Origin of the sequence: Marilutibacter aestuarii (assembly GCF_006546775.1) — a bacterium.
Lineage (GTDB): Bacteria > Pseudomonadota > Gammaproteobacteria > Xanthomonadales > Xanthomonadaceae > Marilutibacter > Marilutibacter aestuarii.
This window is the reverse complement of the sequence record NZ_VICE01000096.1, coordinates 38,412-58,757: the sequence shown is the minus strand read 5'-3', so window position 1 is coordinate 58,757 and position 20,346 is coordinate 38,412. Positions and strand designations below refer to the sequence as shown.

15 protein-coding genes and 1 pseudogene are annotated in these 20,346 nt (G+C 68.8%); 7 read left to right on the top strand and 9 right to left on the bottom strand.

Features of this window, described 5'->3' with window-relative positions; translation table 11 throughout:
• Nucleotides 1-21 precede the first annotated feature (21 nt).
• Nucleotides 22-771 (top strand): annotated as a pseudogene (locus FKV25_RS16680) (putative bifunctional diguanylate cyclase/phosphodiesterase); the annotation flags it as partial.
• Nucleotides 772-780: 9 nt separating this feature from the next.
• On the opposite strand, the gene FKV25_RS10475 reads toward FKV25_RS16680, so the two are convergent.
• Both FKV25_RS10475 and FKV25_RS10470 read right to left on the bottom strand, forming a co-directional pair.
• Entirely contained in the window at nt 781-1,428 is a 648-nt protein-coding gene (locus FKV25_RS10475) for an exopolysaccharide biosynthesis protein (protein WP_141518750.1), read from the bottom strand.
• Nucleotides 1,412-2,746, bottom strand: a complete 1,335-nt coding sequence (locus tag FKV25_RS10470) for a hemolysin family protein (RefSeq protein WP_141518749.1) — start codon at nt 2,744-2,746, stop codon at nt 1,412-1,414. The genes FKV25_RS10475 and FKV25_RS10470 overlap by 17 nt, the downstream gene beginning before the upstream one ends.
• A gap of 260 nt (nt 2,747-3,006) precedes the next feature.
• On the opposite strand from FKV25_RS10470, the gene FKV25_RS10465 reads away from it, so the two are divergent.
• Nucleotides 3,007-3,633: a DUF47 domain-containing protein gene (locus FKV25_RS10465; protein ID WP_141518748.1), complete on the top strand. Its 627-nt coding sequence runs from the start codon at nt 3,007-3,009 to the stop codon at nt 3,631-3,633.
• A 13-nt stretch (nt 3,634-3,646) separates the two neighbouring features.
• Nucleotides 3,647-4,774, top strand: coding sequence for an inorganic phosphate transporter (locus FKV25_RS10460; protein WP_141518747.1), 1,128 nt, complete (start codon nt 3,647-3,649; stop codon nt 4,772-4,774).
• Between the two features lie 374 nt (nt 4,775-5,148).
• Here the strand turns inward: FKV25_RS10460 and FKV25_RS10455 are convergent, their stop codons facing one another.
• Entirely contained in the window at nt 5,149-5,559 is a 411-nt protein-coding gene (locus FKV25_RS10455) for a hypothetical protein (RefSeq protein WP_141518746.1), read from the bottom strand.
• A 40-nt stretch (nt 5,560-5,599) separates the two neighbouring features.
• Here FKV25_RS10455 and FKV25_RS10450 point away from each other — a divergent pair, with 40 nt between their 5' ends.
• A complete protein-coding gene (locus FKV25_RS10450; RefSeq protein WP_141518745.1) occupies nt 5,600-5,962 on the top strand; it encodes an MGMT family protein in 363 nt (120 codons plus the stop codon).
• An 84-nt stretch (nt 5,963-6,046) separates the two neighbouring features.
• Nucleotides 6,047-6,706 carry a rhomboid family intramembrane serine protease gene (locus FKV25_RS10445; RefSeq protein ID WP_141518744.1) on the top strand — a complete coding sequence of 220 codons (660 nt, stop codon included), beginning with the start codon at nt 6,047-6,049 and terminating at the stop codon, nt 6,704-6,706.
• A 103-nt stretch (nt 6,707-6,809) separates the two neighbouring features.
• Here FKV25_RS10445 and FKV25_RS10440 read toward each other — a convergent pair whose 3' ends face one another.
• Both FKV25_RS10440 and FKV25_RS10435 read right to left on the bottom strand, forming a co-directional pair.
• Nucleotides 6,810-8,792 carry a M13-type metalloendopeptidase gene (locus FKV25_RS10440; protein WP_141518743.1) on the bottom strand — a complete coding sequence of 661 codons (1,983 nt, stop codon included), beginning with the start codon at nt 8,790-8,792 and terminating at the stop codon, nt 6,810-6,812.
• Between the two features lie 148 nt (nt 8,793-8,940).
• A complete protein-coding gene (locus FKV25_RS10435; RefSeq protein WP_170218613.1) occupies nt 8,941-11,151 on the bottom strand; it encodes a M13 family metallopeptidase in 2,211 nt (736 codons plus the stop codon).
• 102 nt (nt 11,152-11,253) lie between these two features.
• Here FKV25_RS10435 and FKV25_RS10430 point away from each other — a divergent pair, with 102 nt between their 5' ends.
• The gene (locus FKV25_RS10430) at nt 11,254-12,159 is read left to right on the top strand and encodes an aspartyl/asparaginyl beta-hydroxylase domain-containing protein (protein ID WP_170218612.1); all 906 of its coding nucleotides are present in this window, start codon (nt 11,254-11,256) and stop codon (nt 12,157-12,159) included.
• Nucleotides 12,160-12,499: 340 nt separating this feature from the next.
• Nucleotides 12,500-13,837: a DEAD/DEAH box helicase gene (locus FKV25_RS10425; RefSeq protein WP_141518740.1), complete on the top strand. Its 1,338-nt coding sequence runs from the start codon at nt 12,500-12,502 to the stop codon at nt 13,835-13,837.
• Between the two features lie 848 nt (nt 13,838-14,685).
• Here the strand turns inward: FKV25_RS10425 and FKV25_RS10420 are convergent.
• From FKV25_RS10420 to FKV25_RS10405, 4 genes are all read right to left on the bottom strand, one after another.
• A complete protein-coding gene (locus FKV25_RS10420) occupies nt 14,686-16,530 on the bottom strand; it encodes a DUF885 domain-containing protein (RefSeq protein WP_141518739.1) in 1,845 nt (614 codons plus the stop codon).
• Nucleotides 16,531-16,687: 157 nt separating this feature from the next.
• Nucleotides 16,688-17,461 carry a queuosine precursor transporter gene (locus FKV25_RS10415; protein ID WP_141518775.1) on the bottom strand — a complete coding sequence of 258 codons (774 nt, stop codon included), beginning with the start codon at nt 17,459-17,461 and terminating at the stop codon, nt 16,688-16,690.
• Nucleotides 17,455-18,129 (bottom strand): DUF502 domain-containing protein, encoded by a 675-nt coding sequence (locus FKV25_RS10410; RefSeq protein ID WP_141518738.1) that lies wholly within the window; start codon nt 18,127-18,129, stop codon nt 17,455-17,457. Before FKV25_RS10410 ends, FKV25_RS10415 begins: the two co-directional genes overlap by 7 nt.
• 53 nt (nt 18,130-18,182) lie before the next feature.
• Nucleotides 18,183-20,177 (bottom strand): bifunctional serine/threonine-protein kinase/formylglycine-generating enzyme family protein, encoded by a 1,995-nt coding sequence (locus tag FKV25_RS10405; protein WP_170218611.1) that lies wholly within the window; start codon nt 20,175-20,177, stop codon nt 18,183-18,185.
• Between the last annotated feature and the right edge of the window lie 169 nt (nt 20,178-20,346).

Sequence of the window (20,346 nt, the reverse complement as noted above, 5' to 3'; positions counted from 1 at the left end):
CGGGTCAACCTCGAGCACGAGTTGCGCGGGGCCTGGGAGCGCGGCGAGCTGAGCCTGGTCTACCAGCCGGTGTATCGCCTGTCGGACCGGGTGATGGTGGGCGCCGAGGCCCTGTTGCGCTGGAACCACCCCAAGCACGGGCAGGTCGCGCCCTCGGTGTTCATCGACGTCGCCGAACAGAGCGGCCTGATCGAGGTGCTCGGCCCGAAGGTCCTCCATACCGCCTGTACCGATGCCGTGCGCTGGCAACAGCTCCATCCGGGCAGCGAGCCGCTGTCGGTGGCGGTCAACGTCTCGCCCCGACAGCTGCGCAGCGGCGGCGAACTGGCCGACGTCGTGGCCGCCTGCCTGCGCGAGACCGGCCTCGAGCCGGGCCGCCTGCACCTGGAGCTGACGGAGACCGCGGTGATCGGCGACGAGGCGCACGTCAGCGACGAGCTGGCCCGGCTGCGCGCGACCGGCGTGAAGGTGCTGCTCGACGACTTCGGCACCGGATTCTCGGGCCTGAGCCACCTGCGTCGCGTGCCCGTCGACGGCGTCAAGATCGATCGCAGCTTCATTGCCGACATCCTGCGAGATCCCGACGACCTGGCGCTGACGAGCGCGATCATCGCGATGGCCCATTCGCTGGGCATCACCGTGATCGCGGAGGGGGTGGAGAAGGCGGGCCAGTACGCGCTGCTGCGCGAGCGCGGCTGTGACCAGGCCCAGGGCTACTGGCTCGGGCACCCGATGCCGGGCAACGAGTTCCTGGCCCTGCTCCAGCAGTAAGGGCGGCGGCTAGAAGCCGAAGCGCGCCAGTCCTTCGGCGACCAGCGCCGCGAGCCCGCCCGACAGCCCCCCGAACACGCCGATCGCCACCACGCCCGCGGCCCATGCGACGAGCATCAGGCGGCCATCGCGTTCGAGCAGGGCGAAGGCGAACAGCAGCATCAGTGCGCCGAACAGGTAGTTGGTGAACGGGATCGGCAAGGACAGCAACAGGCCGAGCAGCATCAGCAGCAGCCCGGTGAAGGCGCTGGCGGCCCGGTGGTCGAGGACGCCGGCCGCGCGCGGCTTGACCACGCGCTCCAGGCGGCTCAGCCAGGGTGAGAGCAGGTTGCGGAAGCGGACCATCAGGCGCCGGGTCGGGCCGTGCCGGGCGATGAAGCCCGGTAGCCAGGGCTTGCGCAGGCCGATCAGCAACTGCGCGCCGAGCAGGATCGTGAGTGGGCCGCTGATCGCGCCGCCGATGCCCGGGATCGGGATGAAGGCGGGCAGGGTGGCGATGAACAGCAGCATGCCGAACGAGCGCTTGCCCAGTCCGTTGAAGACGTCGCCCAGGCGCAGCGTGTCGTCCGGGTCACCCACCGAGAAGGCATCGAGCAGGGCGCGGGTGCCGGCTTCCTCGACGGGCCTGGGCGGCGCGGGGTCAGCCGAGGGTGTCATCGCTGCCCGCATCCGGGTCCGGCAGGGCCTGCAGCAGCAGCTTGTCGATGCGCGGCCCATCCAGGTCGACCACCTCGATCCGCCAGTTGTCCCAATCGACATGCTCGCCGACGTGCGGGATCCGGCCGAAATGGTTGATGACCATGCCGGCGGCGGTGTGGAAATCAGGCTCATCGCCCACTGGCAGGCGGGCGCCGTTGACCAGGTCGCGCAGGTCGTCGAGCGCCAGGCTGCCATCGAGCAGCCAGGAGCCGTCGGCGCGCTGCACGACCGGGGAATGGTCGTCCTCGGATTCGGCGGTCTGCAGGCGGCCGATGACCGCGCCCAAGAGGTCGTTGACGGTGATCAGGCCGGTGACGTCGCCATACTCGTCCACCACCAGGGCGATCGACTGCTGCTCCTCGCGGAAGATCTCGAGCAGCTTGAAGGCATGGGTCGACTCGGAGACGAACAGCGCCTCGCGCAGGCGGTCGAAGATGCGCGGCGTGCCCGAACGGCCCAGTCCGTCCAGCAGCGACTTGGCCTCCAGGATGCCCAGGACCTCGCTGTCGTTGTCCTTGTAGACCGGATAGCGCGAGAACGAGGTCTCGCGCATCACCGCCATGTTGGCCTCCAGCGGCGCCTCGGCGTCGAGCCAGGTGATGCGCGTGCGCGGCGTCATCAGGCTCTCGGCGGTGCGGTCGCCCAGGCTCAGCACCCGGTAGACCATCTTGCGCTCGTCGGCATCGATCACGCCCTGTTCGTGGCTTTCGCTGACCAGCAGGCGGATCTCCTCTTCGCTGATCTCGCTGCGGGCGTCGTCGCGGATGCCCAGCAGGCGCAGCACGGCGCGGTTGATCACGCCCAGCAGGGCGACCACCGGCCGGGCCAGCCGCGACAGGGCGTCCAGCGGGATGGCAACGGCGGCGGCGATCCCCTCGGGGTTGGTCAGGGCCAGGCGCTTGGGGATCAGCTCACCGAAGATGACCTGGCCCGAGGTGATCAGGACCACGGCGGTGCCGATGCCGATCGCCCGGGCATACTCGGCGGCGCCCGGCCAGACGCCCTCCAGGCCGCTGGCGATGATCACGCCGATCGCCTCGCCGCCGAACAGGCCGGTGAGCACGCCGATCAGGGTGATGCCCACCTGCACCGTGGAGAGCAGGTTGTCGGGGTGCTCGGCCAGGCCGAGCGCGACCTCGGCGCCGCGGCGGGCGCGGCCGGGCTCCTCGGCCATCTGCTTGAGGCGGAGCTTGCGCGACGTGACCAGGGCCATCTCCGACATCGCGAAGAAGCCGTTCAGCACGATCAGGGCCAGGACGATCGTCAGTTCCAGCATGGCGGGCGCTCCGGGAAGGGCAGGCGTCGCGTGGGTGTCCGGCGGGGCCGGGCGGCACTGGAGGGTTCTGGGTCGTCGTCCATTGTCGGGAAGCAGTCGAGGGGGATGTCGATGAACGGCCGATAGTAGCAGGCGGGGCCTGTACGCCGCGCGTGGTCGCCGGCCCGGGGGCAAGGCCTGCGCGGCTGTCTTGAAACGGTCATAATGCGCACCGCAACCGAGCGGACCCTGGACCGCCCCACCACGAGGCACAGCGCGCAATGTTCTCCCTGCAAACCATTTTCGGCCAAGGCAACCAGTTCTACACCCTGCTCGAGGAAGCGGCCGAGGTGGCCCACGACAGCGCCCGGGCCCTGCATGCGATGCTTCGCGAGTCCGATCGCCAGCCGGCGCTGGATGCGTTCAAGCTGGCCCGCCAGCGCGAGCGCGACGTCTCCATCAAGCTCAGCCAAGAGCTGGTCGACAGCTTCATCACCCCCATCGAGCGCGAGGACATCGAGTCGCTGGCCTCGGCCCTGCACAAGATCCCCAAGCAGATCGAGAAGTTCGCCGACCGCTACGCCCTGGCCACCCAGCACCTGGAGCACATCGACTTCGCGCCCCGCGCAGCGATGCTCGAGCAGGCCTCCAGCGTCGTGGTGAAGATGGTCAAGCAGCTGCGCCAGCTGAAGCTGGAGCCGATGAAGGCACTCAGCGACGAGCTGCGGGCGCTGGAGAACGACGCCGACCGGCTGATGCTCGAGCTCTACCGCGACATCTACTCGGGCAAGCTCGACCACCTGCAGATGTTCCTGCTCAAGGAGTTCTTCGAGATCCTGGAGAAGGCCATCGACCGCTGCCGCGAGGCCGGCGTCGTGGCGTACCAGATCGTCCTGAAGAACTCCTGAGGGGGCTGGCGCGATGCTCACGCTCGTCATCGTCGTGGTCCTCGCGGCGCTCATCTTCGAATACATCAACGGCTTCCACGACACCGCCAACTCGATTGCCACGGTGGTCGCGACCAAGGTGCTCTCGCCCATGCAGGCGGTGGGCCTGGCGGCCAGCATGAACCTGATCGGCGCCTTGCTGGGCACCGCGGTGGCCAAGACCATCGCCTCGGGCCTGATCGACGTCGGCGTGGTCGAGGTGGGTTCCCAGCTGATCCTGTGCGCCCTGCTGGGCGGCATCATCTGGAACCTGATCACCTGGTGGCTGGGCCTGCCGTCCTCGTCCTCGCACGCCCTGATCGGTGGCCTCTGCGGCGCGGCCCTGGCGGCGGCCTCCAACAACTTCGACGCCATCATCTGGTCCGAGCCGAAGGAGCCGATCTACCGCAGTGCCGGCGTGCTCTGGAAAGTGGTCGTGCCCATGGTCACCTCGCCGGTGCTGGGCTTCGCCGCCGGTTTCCTGGTGATGGGGGTGCTGTTCTTCTTCATTTCCATGATGGCCCGCTCGGGCGGCTGGCTGGCCCGGATCGCCCGGCCGCGCTGGGTCAACAGCTTCTTCGGCAAGGCGCAGCTGGTCAGCGCCGCGGGCATGGGCCTGGCCCACGGCATGAACGATGCGCAGAAGACCATGGGCATCATCGCGCTGACGCTGTTCAGTGCGCAGTCGGTCGGCACGCTCGACGACCTGCCGGCATGGCTGGACTTCCTGCACCCGTCCGACAACGCGATGGCGACCCAGGACATCGACCTGTGGATCAAGATCACCTGCGCGCTGGTGATGGCGGCCGGCACCGCGGCCGGCGGCTGGCGGATCATCAAGACCCTGGGCCACAAGCTGGTCAAGCTGCACCCCATCCACGGCTTCGCCGCCGAGACCAGCGCCTCGGCGGTGATCTTCGGCGCCTCGATGCTGGGCATCCCGGTCTCCACCACCCACAACATCTCGTCCGCGATCATGGGCGTGGGCACGGCCAAGCGCTTGAATGCGATCAAGTGGACCGTGGTCGAGAAGATGATCTGGGCGTGGATCCTGACCATCCCCGCCGCCGGCGGCATCGCCTACCTGATCTTCGAGTTCCTGCGGGCGATGGGCTGGGCCTGACGCGACGGGAATCGGGAATCGGGAATCGGGAATCGGGAATCGGGAATCGGGAATCGGGAAAGCGCGCGATTACGCGTGTCCGTCATCCCAGCGAACGCTGGGATCCAGCCTTTTGCCAGAGGCGAAGGTGCCGCCCCCGGCCCAGCGCAGGGCGCTGGGCGTTCGACCAGACCGCGCGGCCATGCCGCGCAAGCGGTCTAGCCTCACCCCAGCGAACGCTGGGATACAGCCTTGCGGGCGCGGGCACACGCAGAAGCGTCGGCGGCCCGCGGTGCAATGCGCTTCGCTTATTGCACCCTACGGTCTGGCGCAGCGGGAATGGGGAATCGGAGGCGCCCCATGCCCCATCCCCGAATCACCAATCACCAATCACCTCAATAAAGATCCCCGCCCGCAGACAGCGCCCGCTCCATGCGGTCGCCGATGCCGCCGATCTCGAGGACCAGGCGGTCGATCTCGGCAGGGTCCAGGCCTTCGTAGGGGCGGTTCTCGCACAGTTGCAGGTGGGGGACGCCATCCATGTCGCCGATGGCGAGGTAGCCGACCCGGCTGTGCCAGTTGAAGGCCAGCGCACGGCGCATGTCCAGCGTGGTGATGGGGGCGACCGCGGTGCTGACGCGCAGGTAGGGGCGGCCGTCGTCGTCGTCGAGTTCGGACAGGAAGATCGCCTGGTGGCGCTGCCCCTGTTCCAGCGAGAGCTCGATGCACACCACGTCGATGTCGTGTTCGGTGAGCCGGTACCCGGCCGTCTTGAGGTGCTTCAGGATGGCACTGAAATTGCGCATGCGGGGACAGGTCCGGTGATCGGACCCGTATGCTAACGCGATGAACGGCAAGACCGACGTGAAGCGCGACAACGAATCACGGATCCTGGCGGCGATCCGCGCGATCCCGCGCGGGCAGATCGCCGGCTACGGCGAGGTGGCCCGGCGTGCCGGCCTCCCGGGGCGGGCACGCCTGGTGGCGCGGGTCCTGCGCGGCAACACCGATCCCGCGCTGCCCTGGCACCGCGTCCTGCGGTCGGATGGCAGGATCGCGATGGCGGTCGATTCGCCGGGTTACCTGGAGCAGACGCAGCGGCTGCGCGCCGAGGGCCTGATGGTCGTCGACGGCCGGGTGAAGGGGGTGCGTGCCAGCCCCAGCCGGGAGGACGTGCTCGACGAGCAGGTCTGGGGCATGCCCGACTGAGGGCATGCGATGGCCCCTGTACGGGTGTGGCGGCGTCTACACGCGCCAGCCAGTACCATGTGCGCTTCGTATCCGGGAGCCGCGATGTTTTCCAATCTTCCCCCCGTCACCAAGGCCTTGCTGATCGCCAATGGCCTGGTGTTCCTGCTCCAGCAATTGCTGCCTGAAACCACGTTCGCCGCATTCATGCTGTGGCCGCCGGGCAGCGACGGCGCTTTCGGCGTCGGCGGGTTCCTGCCCTGGCAGGTGCTGACCTACGGGTTCATGCACGGGAGCATGGCGCACCTGTTCTTCAACATGCTGGCCCTGCTGATGTTCGGTGCGCCGCTGGAGCACGTGTGGGGCAACCGGCGGTTCCTGAACTACTACCTGGTCTGCATCGTCGGTGCGGCGGTCTGCCAGATCGGCGTCGGCATCTGGGCGATGTCCAGTGGCCAGCCGCCCTACCCGACGGTCGGTGCCTCGGGCGGAATCTTCGGCCTGCTGCTCGCCTACGGCATGCTGTTCCCCAACCAGCGCGTGATGCTGCTGATCCCGCCGATCCCGATGAAGGCGCGCACCCTGGTGATCGTATACGGCGTGATCGAACTGCTGCTCGGCGTCAGCGGGCAGCAACCCGGCGTCGCGCATTTCGCCCACCTGGGTGGGATGCTGTTCGGTTGGCTGATGATCCGCTACTGGCGCGGCCAGCCGCCCTTCGGGGGCGGCGGGCGCAAGCCCCCGGGACCGCGGATCGTGCGGTGACCGCGCGCTGCGCGAGAGGGTCAATGAAACGGCGCGGTCTCCCGCGCCGTTTCCGTTGGACCGTCCCGCGATCCCGCTGCGGGATGCTCCACGTCGGGACCCGTCAGGGCCAGACCTGGATGCGGTCGTCGGGCTTGTTGCGCATCACGCTGCCGACGCGACAGCCGTAGAGCTCGCCGAAGTCGGCGAGGTTGGCGAGCGGAGCGTTGGCTCGCCACTGGCCGGGCGCATGCACGCTGGTGGAGGCCATCGCGGTGGCGGCGGCAGGCGTCATCGCCTGCGCCCACAGGCCTGCCCAGGCCTTGAAGAAGTCCTGCCGGGCGGCCTTGTCGGCGTCGGGGTGGCGGGCCTCGAAGGCCGCCCAGGCGAGCTCCACGCCGGAGAGGTCGGCGAGGTCTTCGTCGCGCGTCTGCACGCCGTTGACCTTGACGCCTTCCAGTGCGGGATAGGGCAGGGCGGCGTACTGGCTGGCCACGCGCGAGGCCAGTGCGTTCCAGGCGTTGGCGTCGGAAGCCTCCCACCAGTCGCGCACGTCCAGGCGGGCATCGACCAGGCGGCCACGCGCATCGAAGCCGTGGGTCAGTTCGTGCCCCACCAGTGCGCCGAACGCGCCGTACTGCGCGGGCTCGCCGCGCGTCGCCGCCATGACCGGTGCCTGCAGCATCGCGGCGGTCACCAGCAGGCGGTTCAGGGTGATGTCGTAGGCCAGGGCGGGCGTCTGCGGCTGTACGTTCCAGCGGCGCGAAGCGTTCGCCTCGCCGATCCGGCGCATCTCCGACCCGTGTCGCCAGGTCGAGGCGATCAGCATGTTGCCGCCGAAGCTGCCGCGGCCGACGGGCTGCACCGTGTAGTCGATGTCACGGTCCGGCATGCCGATCTCGATCTCGAGCGCGGCAAGCTTGGCCCGTGCCTCGGCCTTGGCCGCGGCGCCCAGGCGCGGGTCGCGCTCCAGGGCGGCGCCCAGCGCGTCGCGGATGTCGGCCGCCACCGTCTCGGCGCGCGCCTCGGTGCCGGCGTCCAGGTAACGCTGCGCATACTCGCGGCCCAGCATCGGGCCTGCCGCCAGGTTGATGGCGTCGAGCACCTGCTGTTCGCGCGTGGGTGGTGCCTGGCGTCCCTCCAGCACGCGTCCGCGGAAGTTGAAGCTGGCGTCGCGGAATGCCCGGGACAGGTAGGGCGCCATGGCATCGCCCACCCGCCATCGCAGGTAGGCTTTCCACTGCGCCGGCTTGAGGTCGTCGACGAGGCTGTCGAGGGTGGCGAACAGCGCAGGGTTGGCCATCGATACGGTGGCGTCGCCGACCTGCTGGGCGACGATGAAATCCTCCAGCTGCAGCTTGCGGTACTGCGTGTCCAGCCCGGCGGCCGGCACCGGGGCAAAGTTGCTGCGCGGATCGCGCAGCTCGACGATCGGGCGCGACGCACGGGCGATCCGGGTCTCCAGGTCGATCACCTGGGCGGCTTCGGCGGCCGCCTCGCCGGCCGGGGTGCCGGTCAGGACCAGGATCTGTTCGACGTACTTGCCGTACTGGGCCAGGACCGTGCGGGTATCGGCATCGGTGCGCGTGTAGAAGGCGGGGTCGGGCAGGCCCAGTCCGCCCTGGCTGAAGTAGCCAATGTGCCGGGAAAGATCGTTGAGGTCCACGTCGGGACTGAAGTTGAACACCACCGGTATGCCGACCTGGTGCAGGGCGGCGATCGCGGGCGGGATGTCCTTGTCGCGGCGGATGGCGTTGATGCGCTCGAGCAGCGGCGCGATCGGGTTGGATCCGTCGCGCTCCACGCCGGCCTCGTCCATGCCGCTGGCCCAGAAGTCGCCCAGCAGGGTCTGCACGTTGCCGGTGGGCGCCCGCTTGGCCGCCTCCAGCAGGTCGATCTGCTGTTGCCGCGCACGTGCGGCCAGCTGGCCCATCGCCGAGACCATGCCGGTGTCGGCGGGCGGCGGGTTCGCCGCCAGCCAGTCGGCGTTGGTGTTGCCGTGGAAATCGGCGCAGGCGACCGGTGGCTTGGCGGCGCTGGCGGGCGACGCGAGCGCCGCTGCCAGTCCAAGTGCAAGGGCGCCGCTGAGCGGGCGAAGTGCGGGCATGTCGGCTTCCATCCGGGGGAGGGCCGGAGTGTAACAAGGCCCCCGATGACCCCTGCGTCACGACCGGCCCACCGGTTGGGGGGCAGACAGAAAGACGAAGGCCCGGACATGCCGGGCCTTCGCAGGTGTTACGTGGACGAAGCGGCGATCACCAGATGATGACCTGCTGGTCGCCCTGGCGCACCATCGGCTGGCCCGGCTTGCACTCGAACGCGGCGGCGAAGGCCGGCAGGTTCGAAGGCGCGCCGATCGCGCGGAAGTTCGCCGGCGCGTGCGGATCGGTGGCCAGGCGCACCTTCAGCTCTTCGGGGGTGAAGTTGCGGCGCCACACGGTGGCCCAGTTGGCGAAGAAGCGCTGGTCGCGGGTCATGCCGTCGATCATCGGATCGGGCGTGCCTTCGGTGGCCTTCTTCATCGCGTCGTAGGCCGTGGCCAGGCCGCCCAGGTCGGCGATGTTCTCGCCCAGGGTCAGCTTGCCGTTGACGTGCTCGTCTTCGTTGGCCTTGTAACCGTTGAACTGGTTGACCAGCTTGTCGGTCAGCCCGGAGAAGCCCTTGGCGTCGGCGTCGCTCCACCAGTCCTCGAAGTTGCCGCTGGGCCCGAAACGGCTGCCCTGGTCATCGTAGCCGTGGGTCATCTCATGGCCGATGACCGCGCCGATGCCGCCATAGTTGAGCGGGTCGTCGGCCTTGGCGTCGAAGAAGGGCGGCTGCAGGATCGCGGCCGGGAACACGATCTCGTTCTGCAAGGGGTTGTAGTAGGCGTTGACCGTCTGCGGGCTCATGCCCCACTCGGTCTTGTCGACCGGCTTGCCGATCTTCGACAGCTCCCACTTGTAGTTGAACTCCATCGCGGCGAGCACGTTGCCGATGTAGCTGTCGCGGCTGGTCGACAGGCCGCTCCAGTCGCGCCACTTGTCCGGGTAGCCGATCTTCGGGGTGAAGGCGGCCCACTTCTCCATGGCCTTGGCCTTGGTTTCGTCGGTCATCCAGTCCAGGTTCTCGATGCGGCCCTTGAGCGCATCGCTGAGGTTGGACACCAGGGTCTCCATGCGCTCCTTGGACTCGGGCGAGAACGCCACGTCGACGTAGAGCTGGCCCAGTGCTTCGCCGGCGGCGTTCTCGATGGTGCCGAGCACGCGCTTGCCGCGTTCCTTGAGCTCCTTCTGGCCACGCAGGGCCTTGTTGTAGAAGTTGAAGTTCTCCTCGACGAAGGCGTCGGACAGGTACGGCGACGCGCCGTCGACGGCGTGGAAGCGCAGGTAGCTGCGCCACTGGTCGTCGGGGACGTCGGCGAGCATGGCGTCGACTTCCTTGTGGAAGTCCGGCATCGCCAGCGAGAACATCTTCGGCGCCTGGAGGCCCTGGGACTCGAAGAAGCGCGTCCACGGGAAGTTGGGGGTCAGCGCGTCGGCCTCGGCCACGGTCACCGGGTTGTAGTACAGCTCGACGTCGCGCGAGAGCTCCTCGCTGGACTTGGACGCCTTCGCCAGGCGGGTCTCGAACGCGACCACGTCCTTGGCCTGCGCGGCCGCGTCCTCGGCGCTGGCGCCGGCCAGCTCGAGCACCTTGGCCACGTGCGCCTGGTAGGCCTGGAGCTTGTCGGCCTTCTTCGGGTCGGAGTAGTAGGTACTGTCCGGCAGGCCCAGGCCGCCCTGCGCGGCGTAGGCGATGTTCATGGTCGAGTCCTTGAAGTCGGCTTCCGGACCGAAGCCGAACAGGTAGAACCGGCCCTTGGCGGCGCTGCTGCGCAGGAAGTCGGCGATCTTGTCCTGGCTGTCGAGCGCCTCGATCTCGGCCAGTTCGCCCTTGATCGGGTCGATGCCCTGGGCATTGATCTTCTCCGCGTCCATGCCGGTGGACCAGAAGTCGCCGATGATCTTTTCCACGCCGGTGGCGTTGCTGTCGGCGGCGGCCTGTTCGGCGATCTGGCGCTGCACGGCCAGCGAACGCTCGGCCAGCATCTCGAACGCGCCCCAGGAGGTGCGGTCGCCCGGGATTTCGTTGGCAGCCAGCCACTTGCCGTTCACGTAACCACCGAAGTCGGTGCAGGCGTCCTTGCTCGGGTCCAGGTCGCTGGCGAGGAAGCTGTTCATCGGCGGCAGCTTGCTCTCGTCCAGGGTGATGCCGCCTTCCTGCGAGGCGGCGGCTTCGGTCGTCGCGGCCGGCGCTGCCTCGTCGGGCTTGGCGCAGGCGGCGACGGTCGCCGCGATGGCGAGGGAGAGAAGGAGGATCTGCGGTTTTTTCACGGTCACGGTGCTCCGGCCTTGTGAAGGAATGTCGGGTCGAGCCGCCCGGCGGCGCCTGCGAAGGCGTGCAGGCCGGGGGATCGGTACGCCCACGGGGCGACATGCCACCATAGACCGCTTCGAGGCCCCGTGAGGGTGCAGAAGGTCATGCAGCCGCCCCGGCTGTGGCCGCAACGGGTACCGCAAAGCCCGCGGAGACGGGACAATGGGGCCATGAAGCCAGTCGAAACGCAGTTCATCCAGGCACTCCGCGAGGCCCGCACCCCCGCGGCCGTGGCCGAGGCCTGCGACGTGCTGGAGCACAGCGGCGAGGCGGTCACCCCGGCCTTCGGCGCGGCGCTGCCGGCGGCGCTGCATGGGCACCTGCAGGCGGTATCGGCGCATCCGGGGTTCCGGCTGTGGCTGGACGTGTATTTCGGGCGCCAGCCGGGGCGCTTCCGCTCGCCCCTGCAACAACCGAATTTCCTCTATTACCCGGCGCTGCCGGCCCAGGCCTGGTTCTCCACGCCGGAACTGCCCGAACTCGCGCCGTTGCAGCGCCTGATCGCCCCGGTGCGTGAGGAGCTGCTCGGCTTCCTCGCCGAAGACGTGGCGTTCCGGCCCTATGTCGACGCCCGGGCATCGGGCGACCGGCAATGGGGGCGCCTGGCGGACAGCCTGGAATGGTCGGCGCGTCACCTGTTGCGACGCGAACAATGGGACGAGGCCCTGGTGGCACGGCTGCCCGTGACGCGCGACTTCCTCGCCCAGGCGCCGCTGGCGCAGTACCCGCCGCACGCGCCGGAGTGCTTCATCTCCCGGCTCAAGCCCGGGACCGAGCTCCCCCCGCACCATGGCCTGTCGAACATCAAGTTGACCGCCCACCTGCCGGTCGACCTGCCCGGGGGCTGTTCGATCACCGTCGCTGGCGAGACGCGGCACTGGGTCCACGACGACTTCCTGGTCTTCGACGACGCCTTCCTCCACAGCGCATGCAATCGCGGCGAGCGGGTGCGTACCGTGTTGATCTTCGATATCTGGCACCCGGGGCTCTGTGGGGAGGAACGCGCGGCGCTGGCACATGCGATCGCCGTCCTCGACCGCGTCCAGTCCTGCCGTCGCACCGGCGCGCCAAGCTGAACGGGGAGTGCGACAGCGACGCGGCCTGGACGCCGCCGGGTCCGCTTGCGCTGGCGCGGGCGAGGCCTTTCGCGTAGAGTGCGCGGCGTCTGGTGCTCGGTTGCTGCCCGAAAGGGTACGTTTCCCAGCTATATCCTGCCGCACCCCACATCCAACGGGACACGATCCCGCTGGGCGCCCCCAAGGGGCGGGGCGCGGCCTGTATTCCGCACGTCATTCGTAGCGCCGACACGGCCCGGAGCATCCGGTGCCGTTCAAAAAAACGACTCGCAGCGCGGCTACAGGGAAAGCTCCGGGTGATTCCGCATCCATGGATGCGGATCAGGAATTGGAGCTCCACATGTCTTTTGAATCCCTCGGGCTCGCGCCCGCGTTGCTGCGTGCGCTCTCGGAACAGGGCTACGCCACGCCGACCCCGATCCAGGCCGAAGCGATCCCGCTGATCCTGGCCGGCCACGACCTGCTCGGCGGCGCCCAGACCGGTACCGGCAAGACCGCCGCCTTCAGCCTGCCGCTGCTGAACCGCCTGTCCAAGACCACCCCGGCCAAGGGGCCGCGCAAGCCGCGCGTGCTGGTCCTGGTGCCCACCCGCGAACTCGCGGTGCAGGTCCACGAGAACCTGCGTGGCTACGCCCGCCACCTGCAGGTCGCCAGCTGCATGATCTTCGGTGGCGTCGGCATGGGACCGCAGGTCGATGCACTGCGCCGTGGCGTCGACGTGCTCGTCGCCACCCCCGGCCGCCTGATCGACCACATGGAGCGCGGCAGCGTGCGCCTGGACGCGATCGAAGTGCTGGTCATGGACGAGGCCGACCGCATGCTCGACATGGGCTTCCTGCCGGCGATCAAGCGCATCCTCGTCAAGCTGCCGCGCGAGCGCCAGACCCTGCTGTTCTCGGCGACCTTCGAAGCGCAGATCAAGGCGCTGGCGCTGGAGTTCATGCGCGATCCCCGCCAGGTACAGGTGGCCGCGCAGAACACCATCGCCGAGACCATCGCGCACCGGGCCCATCCGGTCGACGTCGACAGCAAGCGCGACCTGCTGATCGACATCCTCGCCAAGCGCCACACCGACCAGGTGATCGTGTTCGGCCGCACCAAGCACGGCTGCAACCGCCTGGCCGAGCAGCTCGACAAGGCCGGCATCAAGGCCGTCGCGATCCACGGCAACAAGAGCCAGGCGCAGCGCCAGAAGGCCCTCAACGCCTTCAAGGCGGCCAAGGCCCGCGTGCTGGTGGCGACCGACGTGGCCGCGCGCGGACTGGACATCCCCAACCTGCCGCTGGTCATCAACTTCGACCTGCCGATGGTCGCCGAGGACTACGTGCACCGTATCGGCCGCACCGGTCGCAACGGCGCGTCGGGCGAGGCGCTGTCGCTGGTCTCGCACGACGAGGGTGGCCTGCTGCGGCAGATCCAGCGCGTGCTGAAGAAGGACGTCGAGATGATCGAGGTCGAGGGCTTCGAGCCCAGTCGCCCGATCCGTCTCGACGTCGCGATCCCGAACCCGCGCAGCAAGCGGGGCGGTGGTGGCAACAACGCCCCCGGCGCGCGTCGGGCACCGGGCCATCGTCCGCACGGCAAGCCGGCGCCGCGCCACGCCCATGCCGGGCCGAAGCAGCGCGGTGGCCCCAGCCGTCGCAGCGGTGCCTCGCGCAGCGGTGGCGCCGGGGCCTGAGCCCTGCGATTGCAAGAAGAAAGAGCCGGCGCGATGCCGGCTCTTTTTTTGCCTCGAAAGGGCCGTCCGCGTGGGGCGCAGGGTGGGTCGAGCCGAAAGCGAGGCCCACTGTCGCGTGCTCGCATGCACGATGAATGATGGGTTTTGCTTCGCGCTACCCATCCTACGGTTCTACGGTTCTGCCTTTCATCCCGCCTCGTAGGGTGGGTAGAGCCAAACGCGAAACCCACCGGCACGGTATTTCACGCAAGATGCACGATGGGATTTACTCCGTGCTGTCCCTCCTGCGAGGGGGGCTGAAGCCCAGTCAAAGTCAGGGGCTTTCGTCCGCTGCGCGTGCAAGTCCCCAAGGAACCAAAACCGCCGGCTCCATCGGCCAGTGGTCCGGTTCCCTGTGCGCCCCGGCCGTGGCGGCCTCAAAGTCGCGAAGGTCAAGATCAAGATCAACGGCAACGGCAACGGCAACTGCAACGGCAACTGCAACGGCGACATGCCGCGTAGACGGGGTAAGCGGAGCGCACCCGGGGACCCGGTATGAGCGGCGCCGCTGCGCGACACGCCAGGCGCCCGCGCCAGGTCCCGTGCCGACCCGGTGCCCGGGGCGATGGTCGAGGGCCAGGTCGAAAGCAAGAGCTGGATCCCAGCGTTGGCTGGGATGACGCCGTGTGCGGGCTGCCGGACGGTGGTCCGCCCCCCCGCGCGTCGCCCCGGGTGTTGGCAGGCTGCCTGGGCCGGCCGTGCACCCTGTTCCCCCCGGTTGGGAAAAGAGCCCAAGAAAAGAGCCGGCGCGATGCCGGCTCTCTTCTTGCTTCGAAAGGGCCGTCCGCGCGAGGACGGCCCGATAGGGATCACCCCTGCTTGGCGGCGATCCAGCGGTCGATCTTGCCTTCCAGGACTTCCAGCGGCACCGAACCGTCCTTGAGCACCTCGGCATGGAACTCGCGGATGTCGAAGCGGTCGCCCAAGGCCTTCTCGGCGCGTGCGCGCAGTTCCTTGATCTTCAGCTCGCCGATCTTGTACGCCAGCGCCTGGCCCGGGATCGCCATGTAGCGCTCGGCCTCGGCGGTGGCCTGGGTCTCGCTCTCGGCGGAGTTGTCGAGCATGTACTTGATCACCTGCTCGCGGGTCCAGTCCTTGCTGTGCAGGCCGGTGTCGACCACCAGGCGGATGGCGCGCCACAACTCGTTCTGCAGGTAGCCGAAGTAGTTGTAGGGATCGGTGTAGACGCCCAGGTCCTTGCCCAGGGACTCGGCATACAGGCCCCAGCCTTCGGTGAACGCGGTCTCGCCGCCGAAGCGACGGAACTTCGGCAGGTTGGTCAGTTCCTGCTGCAGCGCGAGCTGGAAGTGATGGCCGGGGATGGCCTCGTGCAGGTACAGGTCCTCCGCGTCCCAGGTCTTGCGGGTCGGCAGGTCGTAGGTATTGACGTAGAAGATGCCCGGCCGGGTGCCGTCCTCGCTGGGGCTCATGTACGAGCCGCCGGCGGCCGACTGCGCGCGGAACGGCTCGACCGGGCGGATCTCGAAAGGCGCCTTCGGCGTGAGCGAGAACAGCTTGGGAACGTGCGCGTCGATCTTGTCCTCCAGCCCGCGGTAGTAGGCCAGCAACGCGTCCTCGGTCTCGAAGCTGAAGCGCGGGTCGTCCTGCATGAAGCGGAAGAAGTCCTGTAGCGAACCCTCGAAGCCGACCTCCTTCATCACGTCGCGGATCTCGCCGTGGATGCGCTTGACCTCGGACAGGCCGATGTCGTGGATCTGCGCCGGGGTCAGGTCGGTGGTGGTGCGCTGGCGGGCGTTGAAGGCATACCAGGCCTCACCGTTCGGCAGTGCGTCCATGCCGGCGCTTTCACGGGTGTGCGGCATGTAGTCGTCGACGATGTAGGTCCGCAGCTCGCTGTAGGCCGGCATGAGCGTATCGGCGATCAGTGCCCTGTACTCGGCGGTGAGCCGGGTGCGGTCGGCCTCGCTGAAGGACTCGGGCATGTTCTTGATGGGGCCCCAGAACAGGGTCTGGGTGGGATCGTCCTTGATCAACGCGTCGAGCTGGGGGACGACCTTCTCCATCAGGGCGCGCGGCTGCACGACGCCGTTCTCCACGCCGACCTTCATGTTGGCGATGGCCTGGTCGAACAGCACCGGCACCTGCGAGGCGCGCTTGGTCCAGTTGTCGTAGTCCTCGACGGTCTTGAACGGCTGGGCACCCGTGCCCGAGCCGAGCTGCACCGCCATGGCGGCGAGGTTGTAGAACTGGTTGATCGGCTGCTGCCAACCGGGGAACTGCTCGCCGGCGAGTTCGTTCTTCTGGTCGCGCACGAACATCTCGTAGCTGATCAATGCCTGCCCATCGAGGCCTTCGGGCCCGATGTCCTCGACGGTCTTGAGCCAGCGCGTGGTGAAGTCGTGGGACTTCTGGCGGTATTCCTCGGACAGGAAGTTCGGCAGGCGATCGTTGTAGCGAGGATCGCCCTGGAAGGTGGCCGAGAGCGGGTTGAGTTCCAGCGTTTCCTCCCAGTACTGCTCGTACAGGGCATCGAGCCGGGCGACCTTCGCGGCATCGGTCGCCATCGCCGCCGAGAGCGGGAGGGCGGCCTGACCATGGGCGGCCTGGGCCGGCGCCAGGGCCAGGCCAGTGAAGGCGATCGCGACGGCCAGGGCGGCGGTCAGCGGGGTCCGGGCAAGGCGGGACGGGGTCATCTGGAACTCCTTGTGGAGGGGTGGCGGGTACGGGGCCGGCGATCCTTCGGGGCCCTGGGCGCGGAGCCGTCCTGGCGCGCGCAACGCCCCAGCATCATTGCATGGCGGGGCAAAGGGCATGGGCCGATGGTCATGCCGGCGCGCGTCGCCGCCGTCGTCAGGCGCTGGCGTGTTCGCGCAGCCGGTCCGCGCGCTCGCGCCCCAGGTAGCGGATGATGCCGGCGCGCAGCAGGTAGATCAGCGGGATCATCGCGACGGCCGCGAGCATCTTGTAGGCGTAGTTGATCGTGCTCACCGCCATGAACAGCGAGGTCGGCCACTTCTGGGGGCCCAGGACGAAGGCGATGTAGAGCACCACGAAACTGTCCACCAGCTGCGATACCGCGGTCGAGCCGGTCGCGCGGAGCCATACCCAGCGTTCGCCGGTCGCGCGGCGGATGCGATGGAAGACGGCCACGTCGATCAGCTGGCCGAGCAGGAAGGCCACCAGTGAGCCGGCGATGGTCCAAAGCCCCTGGCCGAAGACCGCGGCGAACGCGGCCTGGTAGTCGTCCACGCCCTGTGGCCGGGCCGCGACCACCCACCATTGCGCGGGCGCCAGCGCGATCGCGGCGAAGGCGAAGAGGAAGCCGTAGCAGATCAGGCCCACCGCCAGCCAGGAGATGAAGCGGACCCCACGGCGGCCGAAGAATTCGTTGATGACGTCGGTCATCAGGAACACCACCGGCCAGAGCAGGGTGCCGGCGGTGAAGCTCAGCGAGCCGGTCTGCCCGAACAGGTTCCACTGCAGCGGCGCGATGCCCAGCGTGTCCTCGAGCGCGAAGATCTTGACCCCGATGAACTCCGCCAACAACGCATTGGCGCAGAAGAACGCCGCCAGGACGATGAACAGTCGCGTGGCGCGGTCCTCCAGCAGCGGTCGCGTCACGATCCCGCCGCTCCCGCGGGCGCCGCCGGCGGTGGGCTGAAGGGAATGGACTCGGGCGAGACGGCGCCGCCGGAGATGATGAAGCTCATCGCCTGGTCCACGGTCCAGTCGGTCGGCGTGATCTTCTCGACGGGCACGATCTCCAGGTAGCCGGACGTGGGGTTGGGCGTGGTGGGCACGTACACCGCGGCGAGCTCGCGCCCGGTGCCCTGTTCCTTGAGGACGCGGGTGACGAAGCCGATCGACTTCATCTCGGTGTGCGGGAAGTCCACCAGGACCACGCGCTGGGTGCCGTCGGGCTTGGTCTGCAGGATGTCGAGCAGTTTGCGCGCGCTGCCATAGATGGTGCTGGCGAACGGGATGCGCTGGATCAGCGACTCCATCCAGCGCAGCATCCGCTGGCCGAAGACGCGACGCGCCATGACCCCCGACAGCAGGATGACGCCGAGCGTGGCCAGCAGGGCGAGCACGGTGATGACCCACGGGTCGTCCATCCAGCCCAGGGTCTGCGGCGCGGACGCGGCGACCTGGGCCAGGACGGGCCCGACCAGGGGCTTGCTGACATCGGTCAGCAACACGAAGACGAACTTCACCACCACCCAGGTCAGCCACAGGGGCAGCAGGGTGAGCAGGCCGGTGAGGAACAAGCGTTGCAGGGTCTGGAGGCGCATCCGCGGATTGTACGTGGGGCGACCGCGCCGGAGTACGGCGCCGGGGCGGCGCCTCAGTCGGTGCGGGTCAGGCGGAAGCCGACGTCGTCATAGCCGCGGTCGGACTGCAGCAGGCGTTCGCTCCGGTCGCTGCGCCAGGAGGTGCCCCGCACCTGGCGCTGGTTGCAATCCTTGCCGCAGTCGCGCTGCCAGAGCGACAGTGCGCGCCCGCCGGGCATCGACGCGGCGCGCGTGGCAGATTCCTGCACCGTCGGCAATCGGTACTGGTGGCCATCGCGGCGGCCCAGCCAGCGCGCATAGGCCTCGGCGTCGGCCATGGATACGCAGACGACGGGCGCCCCCGGGTCCTGGCTGAAGCCGGGGTCCTTGAAGTTGCGCGGGTTGAGCACGCGCAGCAGGGACGCGCGCTCGCGGCACAGCGCGGGCTTGCGGCCGGTGGCTTCGGCGAAGCGGGTGTAATCGGCCACGGTCACCGGCTGGAGCTCGATGCGATGGGCGCCGCCCGCGTCCGCGACGGTCTCGCCGGCATCGTCCTCGATGGGCGCTTCGGCGAGCGCGAGCAGGCGCGCCGATTCGCTGCGCGGCAGGTCGAAGTCAGGGGCCAGGGCGGCGACGCGGCGCGCGGTCGGGCGGTCGTTACGGGAGACGGCATCGTTCACGTGCCTGTCCAGGGCGCCTGCGACCCGCTGTTGCCGCTTGCGCGCGGCGGCGACGTCGAGCATGCCCGTTTCGCTTTCCAGTTCCGCCAGCCGTTGCTGGTAGTCGCGGGCACGTTCGAAGCGACCGGCCTGGAGGTGGTCGAGCAGTTCGGCCGACAGCGCGCCGTCCAGTTCGCCCAGCAGGCCGTGGACGTTGCTGTTGTCCGGCTCCAGGCGCCATGCTTCCAGCAGCGTGGCGTATGCGTTGTCGCCCTCGGGAGCGGTCAGGTTGCGCGCGTCGAGTTGGCGCCGCGCACTTTCCAGGGCGACCTGGATCGGCGCCTCGGGCAGCGGGCGGAGCATCGATTCGGTGGGGTCGGGCGGCGGCGGCGCGGCCTCGAGCGGCTTCTCGGCGACGAAGAAGCCCTCGCCCCCGTCGCGCAGCAGGCCTGCCAGCGCCACCACCACCACCAGCGCTGCAGCGCCCGCGGCCAGGGCGACGCGATGCCGTCGGAAGCCCTCGCCGAGGCCGTGCAGCACGGCGACACCCGGCAACGCGCTGCGCGTCTGCACGCGTTCGATCGCTTCGCGCATCTGGGCGACGTCCTGGAAACGCGCGGAAGGCGCCTTGGCGAGCGCGCGGTTCATGAAGCGCTGCCAGTGGCGCAGGCGCATCGGCAGCTTGGGGATGGGGTCCTTGGCATGCATGACCGCCATCGACAGCGCATCGGACGCCTGGTAGGGCAAAGCGCCGGTCAACAGCTCCCACAACAGCACGGCGAGGCTGTAGAGGTCGGCGCGACCGTCGACGTCCTCGCCGCGCGCCTGCTCGGGTGCCATGTAGGCGGTGCTGCCCACGGCCATGCCGGTGGCGGTGACACGCGGGCCGTAACCGCGCCGCAGGGCAATGCCGAAGTCGGCCAGCAGCGGGCGGTCGGAGTCGTCGAACAGGACGTTCTCGGCCTTGACGTCGCGATGGACGACGCCGTGGCCGTGCGCGTACTCCAGGGCCGACAGCAGGGCACGGACGATCTCCAGCACCCGGCGCTCGTCGCCCACGGCGACCTGCTTGCGGAAGCTGCGCTGGCCCAGGTGGCCGCGCGGCATGTAGGGCATCGCATAGTAGGGCAGGCCGCCCTTGGTGCGTCCGACCTCGTGGATGGTGACCACATGGGGATGCTCGAGCCGGGCGATGGTGCGCACTTCGTTCTCGAAGCGACGACGGCTGACTTCGTCGCTGAGCGCCTGCGGCAGCATCACCTTGATCGCGACTTCGCGCGCGAGCGATTCCTGCTCGCCCAGGTAGACCGTCGATGCGGAACCGTGGTTGAGCACGCGCAGCAGCCGGTAGCCCTGGATTTCCGGGAACGGGACCGATCCGATTTCAGTGCTGGTTGCGTGCGACGACATTCCCGCCCCCTGTTGCGAGGAGTCGAGCATACCGCCAACAATGCGTCTCGGGCGCGCTTGGCTCCTGGCCCTGTTCAGCCTGCGGGGAGTGCATCCTCAAATTGGGATGGCGATCAAATTGATCGCTTGATGTGGATTGGATTTTGGAGGCCGGGATGGCGCAGTGGGG

What these genes read in the sequence shown, in the direction of transcription:
- FKV25_RS10430 (WP_170218612.1), top strand. Translation starts at nt 11,254, where the DNA reads ATGAAGCCAGTCGAAACGCAGTTCATCCAGGCACTCCGCGAGGCCCGC.
- FKV25_RS10460 (WP_141518747.1), top strand. Translation starts at nt 3,647, where the DNA reads ATGCTCACGCTCGTCATCGTCGTGGTCCTCGCGGCGCTCATCTTCGAA.
- FKV25_RS10410 (WP_141518738.1), bottom strand. Translation starts at nt 18,129, where the DNA reads ATGCGCCTCCAGACCCTGCAACGCTTGTTCCTCACCGGCCTGCTCACC.
- FKV25_RS10465 (WP_141518748.1), top strand. Translation starts at nt 3,007, where the DNA reads ATGTTCTCCCTGCAAACCATTTTCGGCCAAGGCAACCAGTTCTACACC.
- FKV25_RS10440 (WP_141518743.1), bottom strand. Translation starts at nt 8,792, where the DNA reads ATGCCCGCACTTCGCCCGCTCAGCGGCGCCCTTGCACTTGGACTGGCA.
- FKV25_RS10445 (WP_141518744.1), top strand. Translation starts at nt 6,047, where the DNA reads ATGTTTTCCAATCTTCCCCCCGTCACCAAGGCCTTGCTGATCGCCAAT.
- FKV25_RS10405 (WP_170218611.1), bottom strand. Translation starts at nt 20,177, where the DNA reads ATGTCGTCGCACGCAACCAGCACTGAAATCGGATCGGTCCCGTTCCCG.
- FKV25_RS10435 (WP_170218613.1), bottom strand. Translation starts at nt 11,151, where the DNA reads ATGGTGGCATGTCGCCCCGTGGGCGTACCGATCCCCCGGCCTGCACGC.
- FKV25_RS10455 (WP_141518746.1), bottom strand. Translation starts at nt 5,559, where the DNA reads ATGCGCAATTTCAGTGCCATCCTGAAGCACCTCAAGACGGCCGGGTAC.
- FKV25_RS10450 (WP_141518745.1), top strand. Translation starts at nt 5,600, where the DNA reads ATGAACGGCAAGACCGACGTGAAGCGCGACAACGAATCACGGATCCTG.
- FKV25_RS10420 (WP_141518739.1), bottom strand. Translation starts at nt 16,530, where the DNA reads ATGACCCCGTCCCGCCTTGCCCGGACCCCGCTGACCGCCGCCCTGGCC.
- FKV25_RS10425 (WP_141518740.1), top strand. Translation starts at nt 12,500, where the DNA reads ATGTCTTTTGAATCCCTCGGGCTCGCGCCCGCGTTGCTGCGTGCGCTC.
- FKV25_RS10470 (WP_141518749.1), bottom strand. Translation starts at nt 2,746, where the DNA reads ATGCTGGAACTGACGATCGTCCTGGCCCTGATCGTGCTGAACGGCTTC.
- FKV25_RS10475 (WP_141518750.1), bottom strand. Translation starts at nt 1,428, where the DNA reads ATGACACCCTCGGCTGACCCCGCGCCGCCCAGGCCCGTCGAGGAAGCC.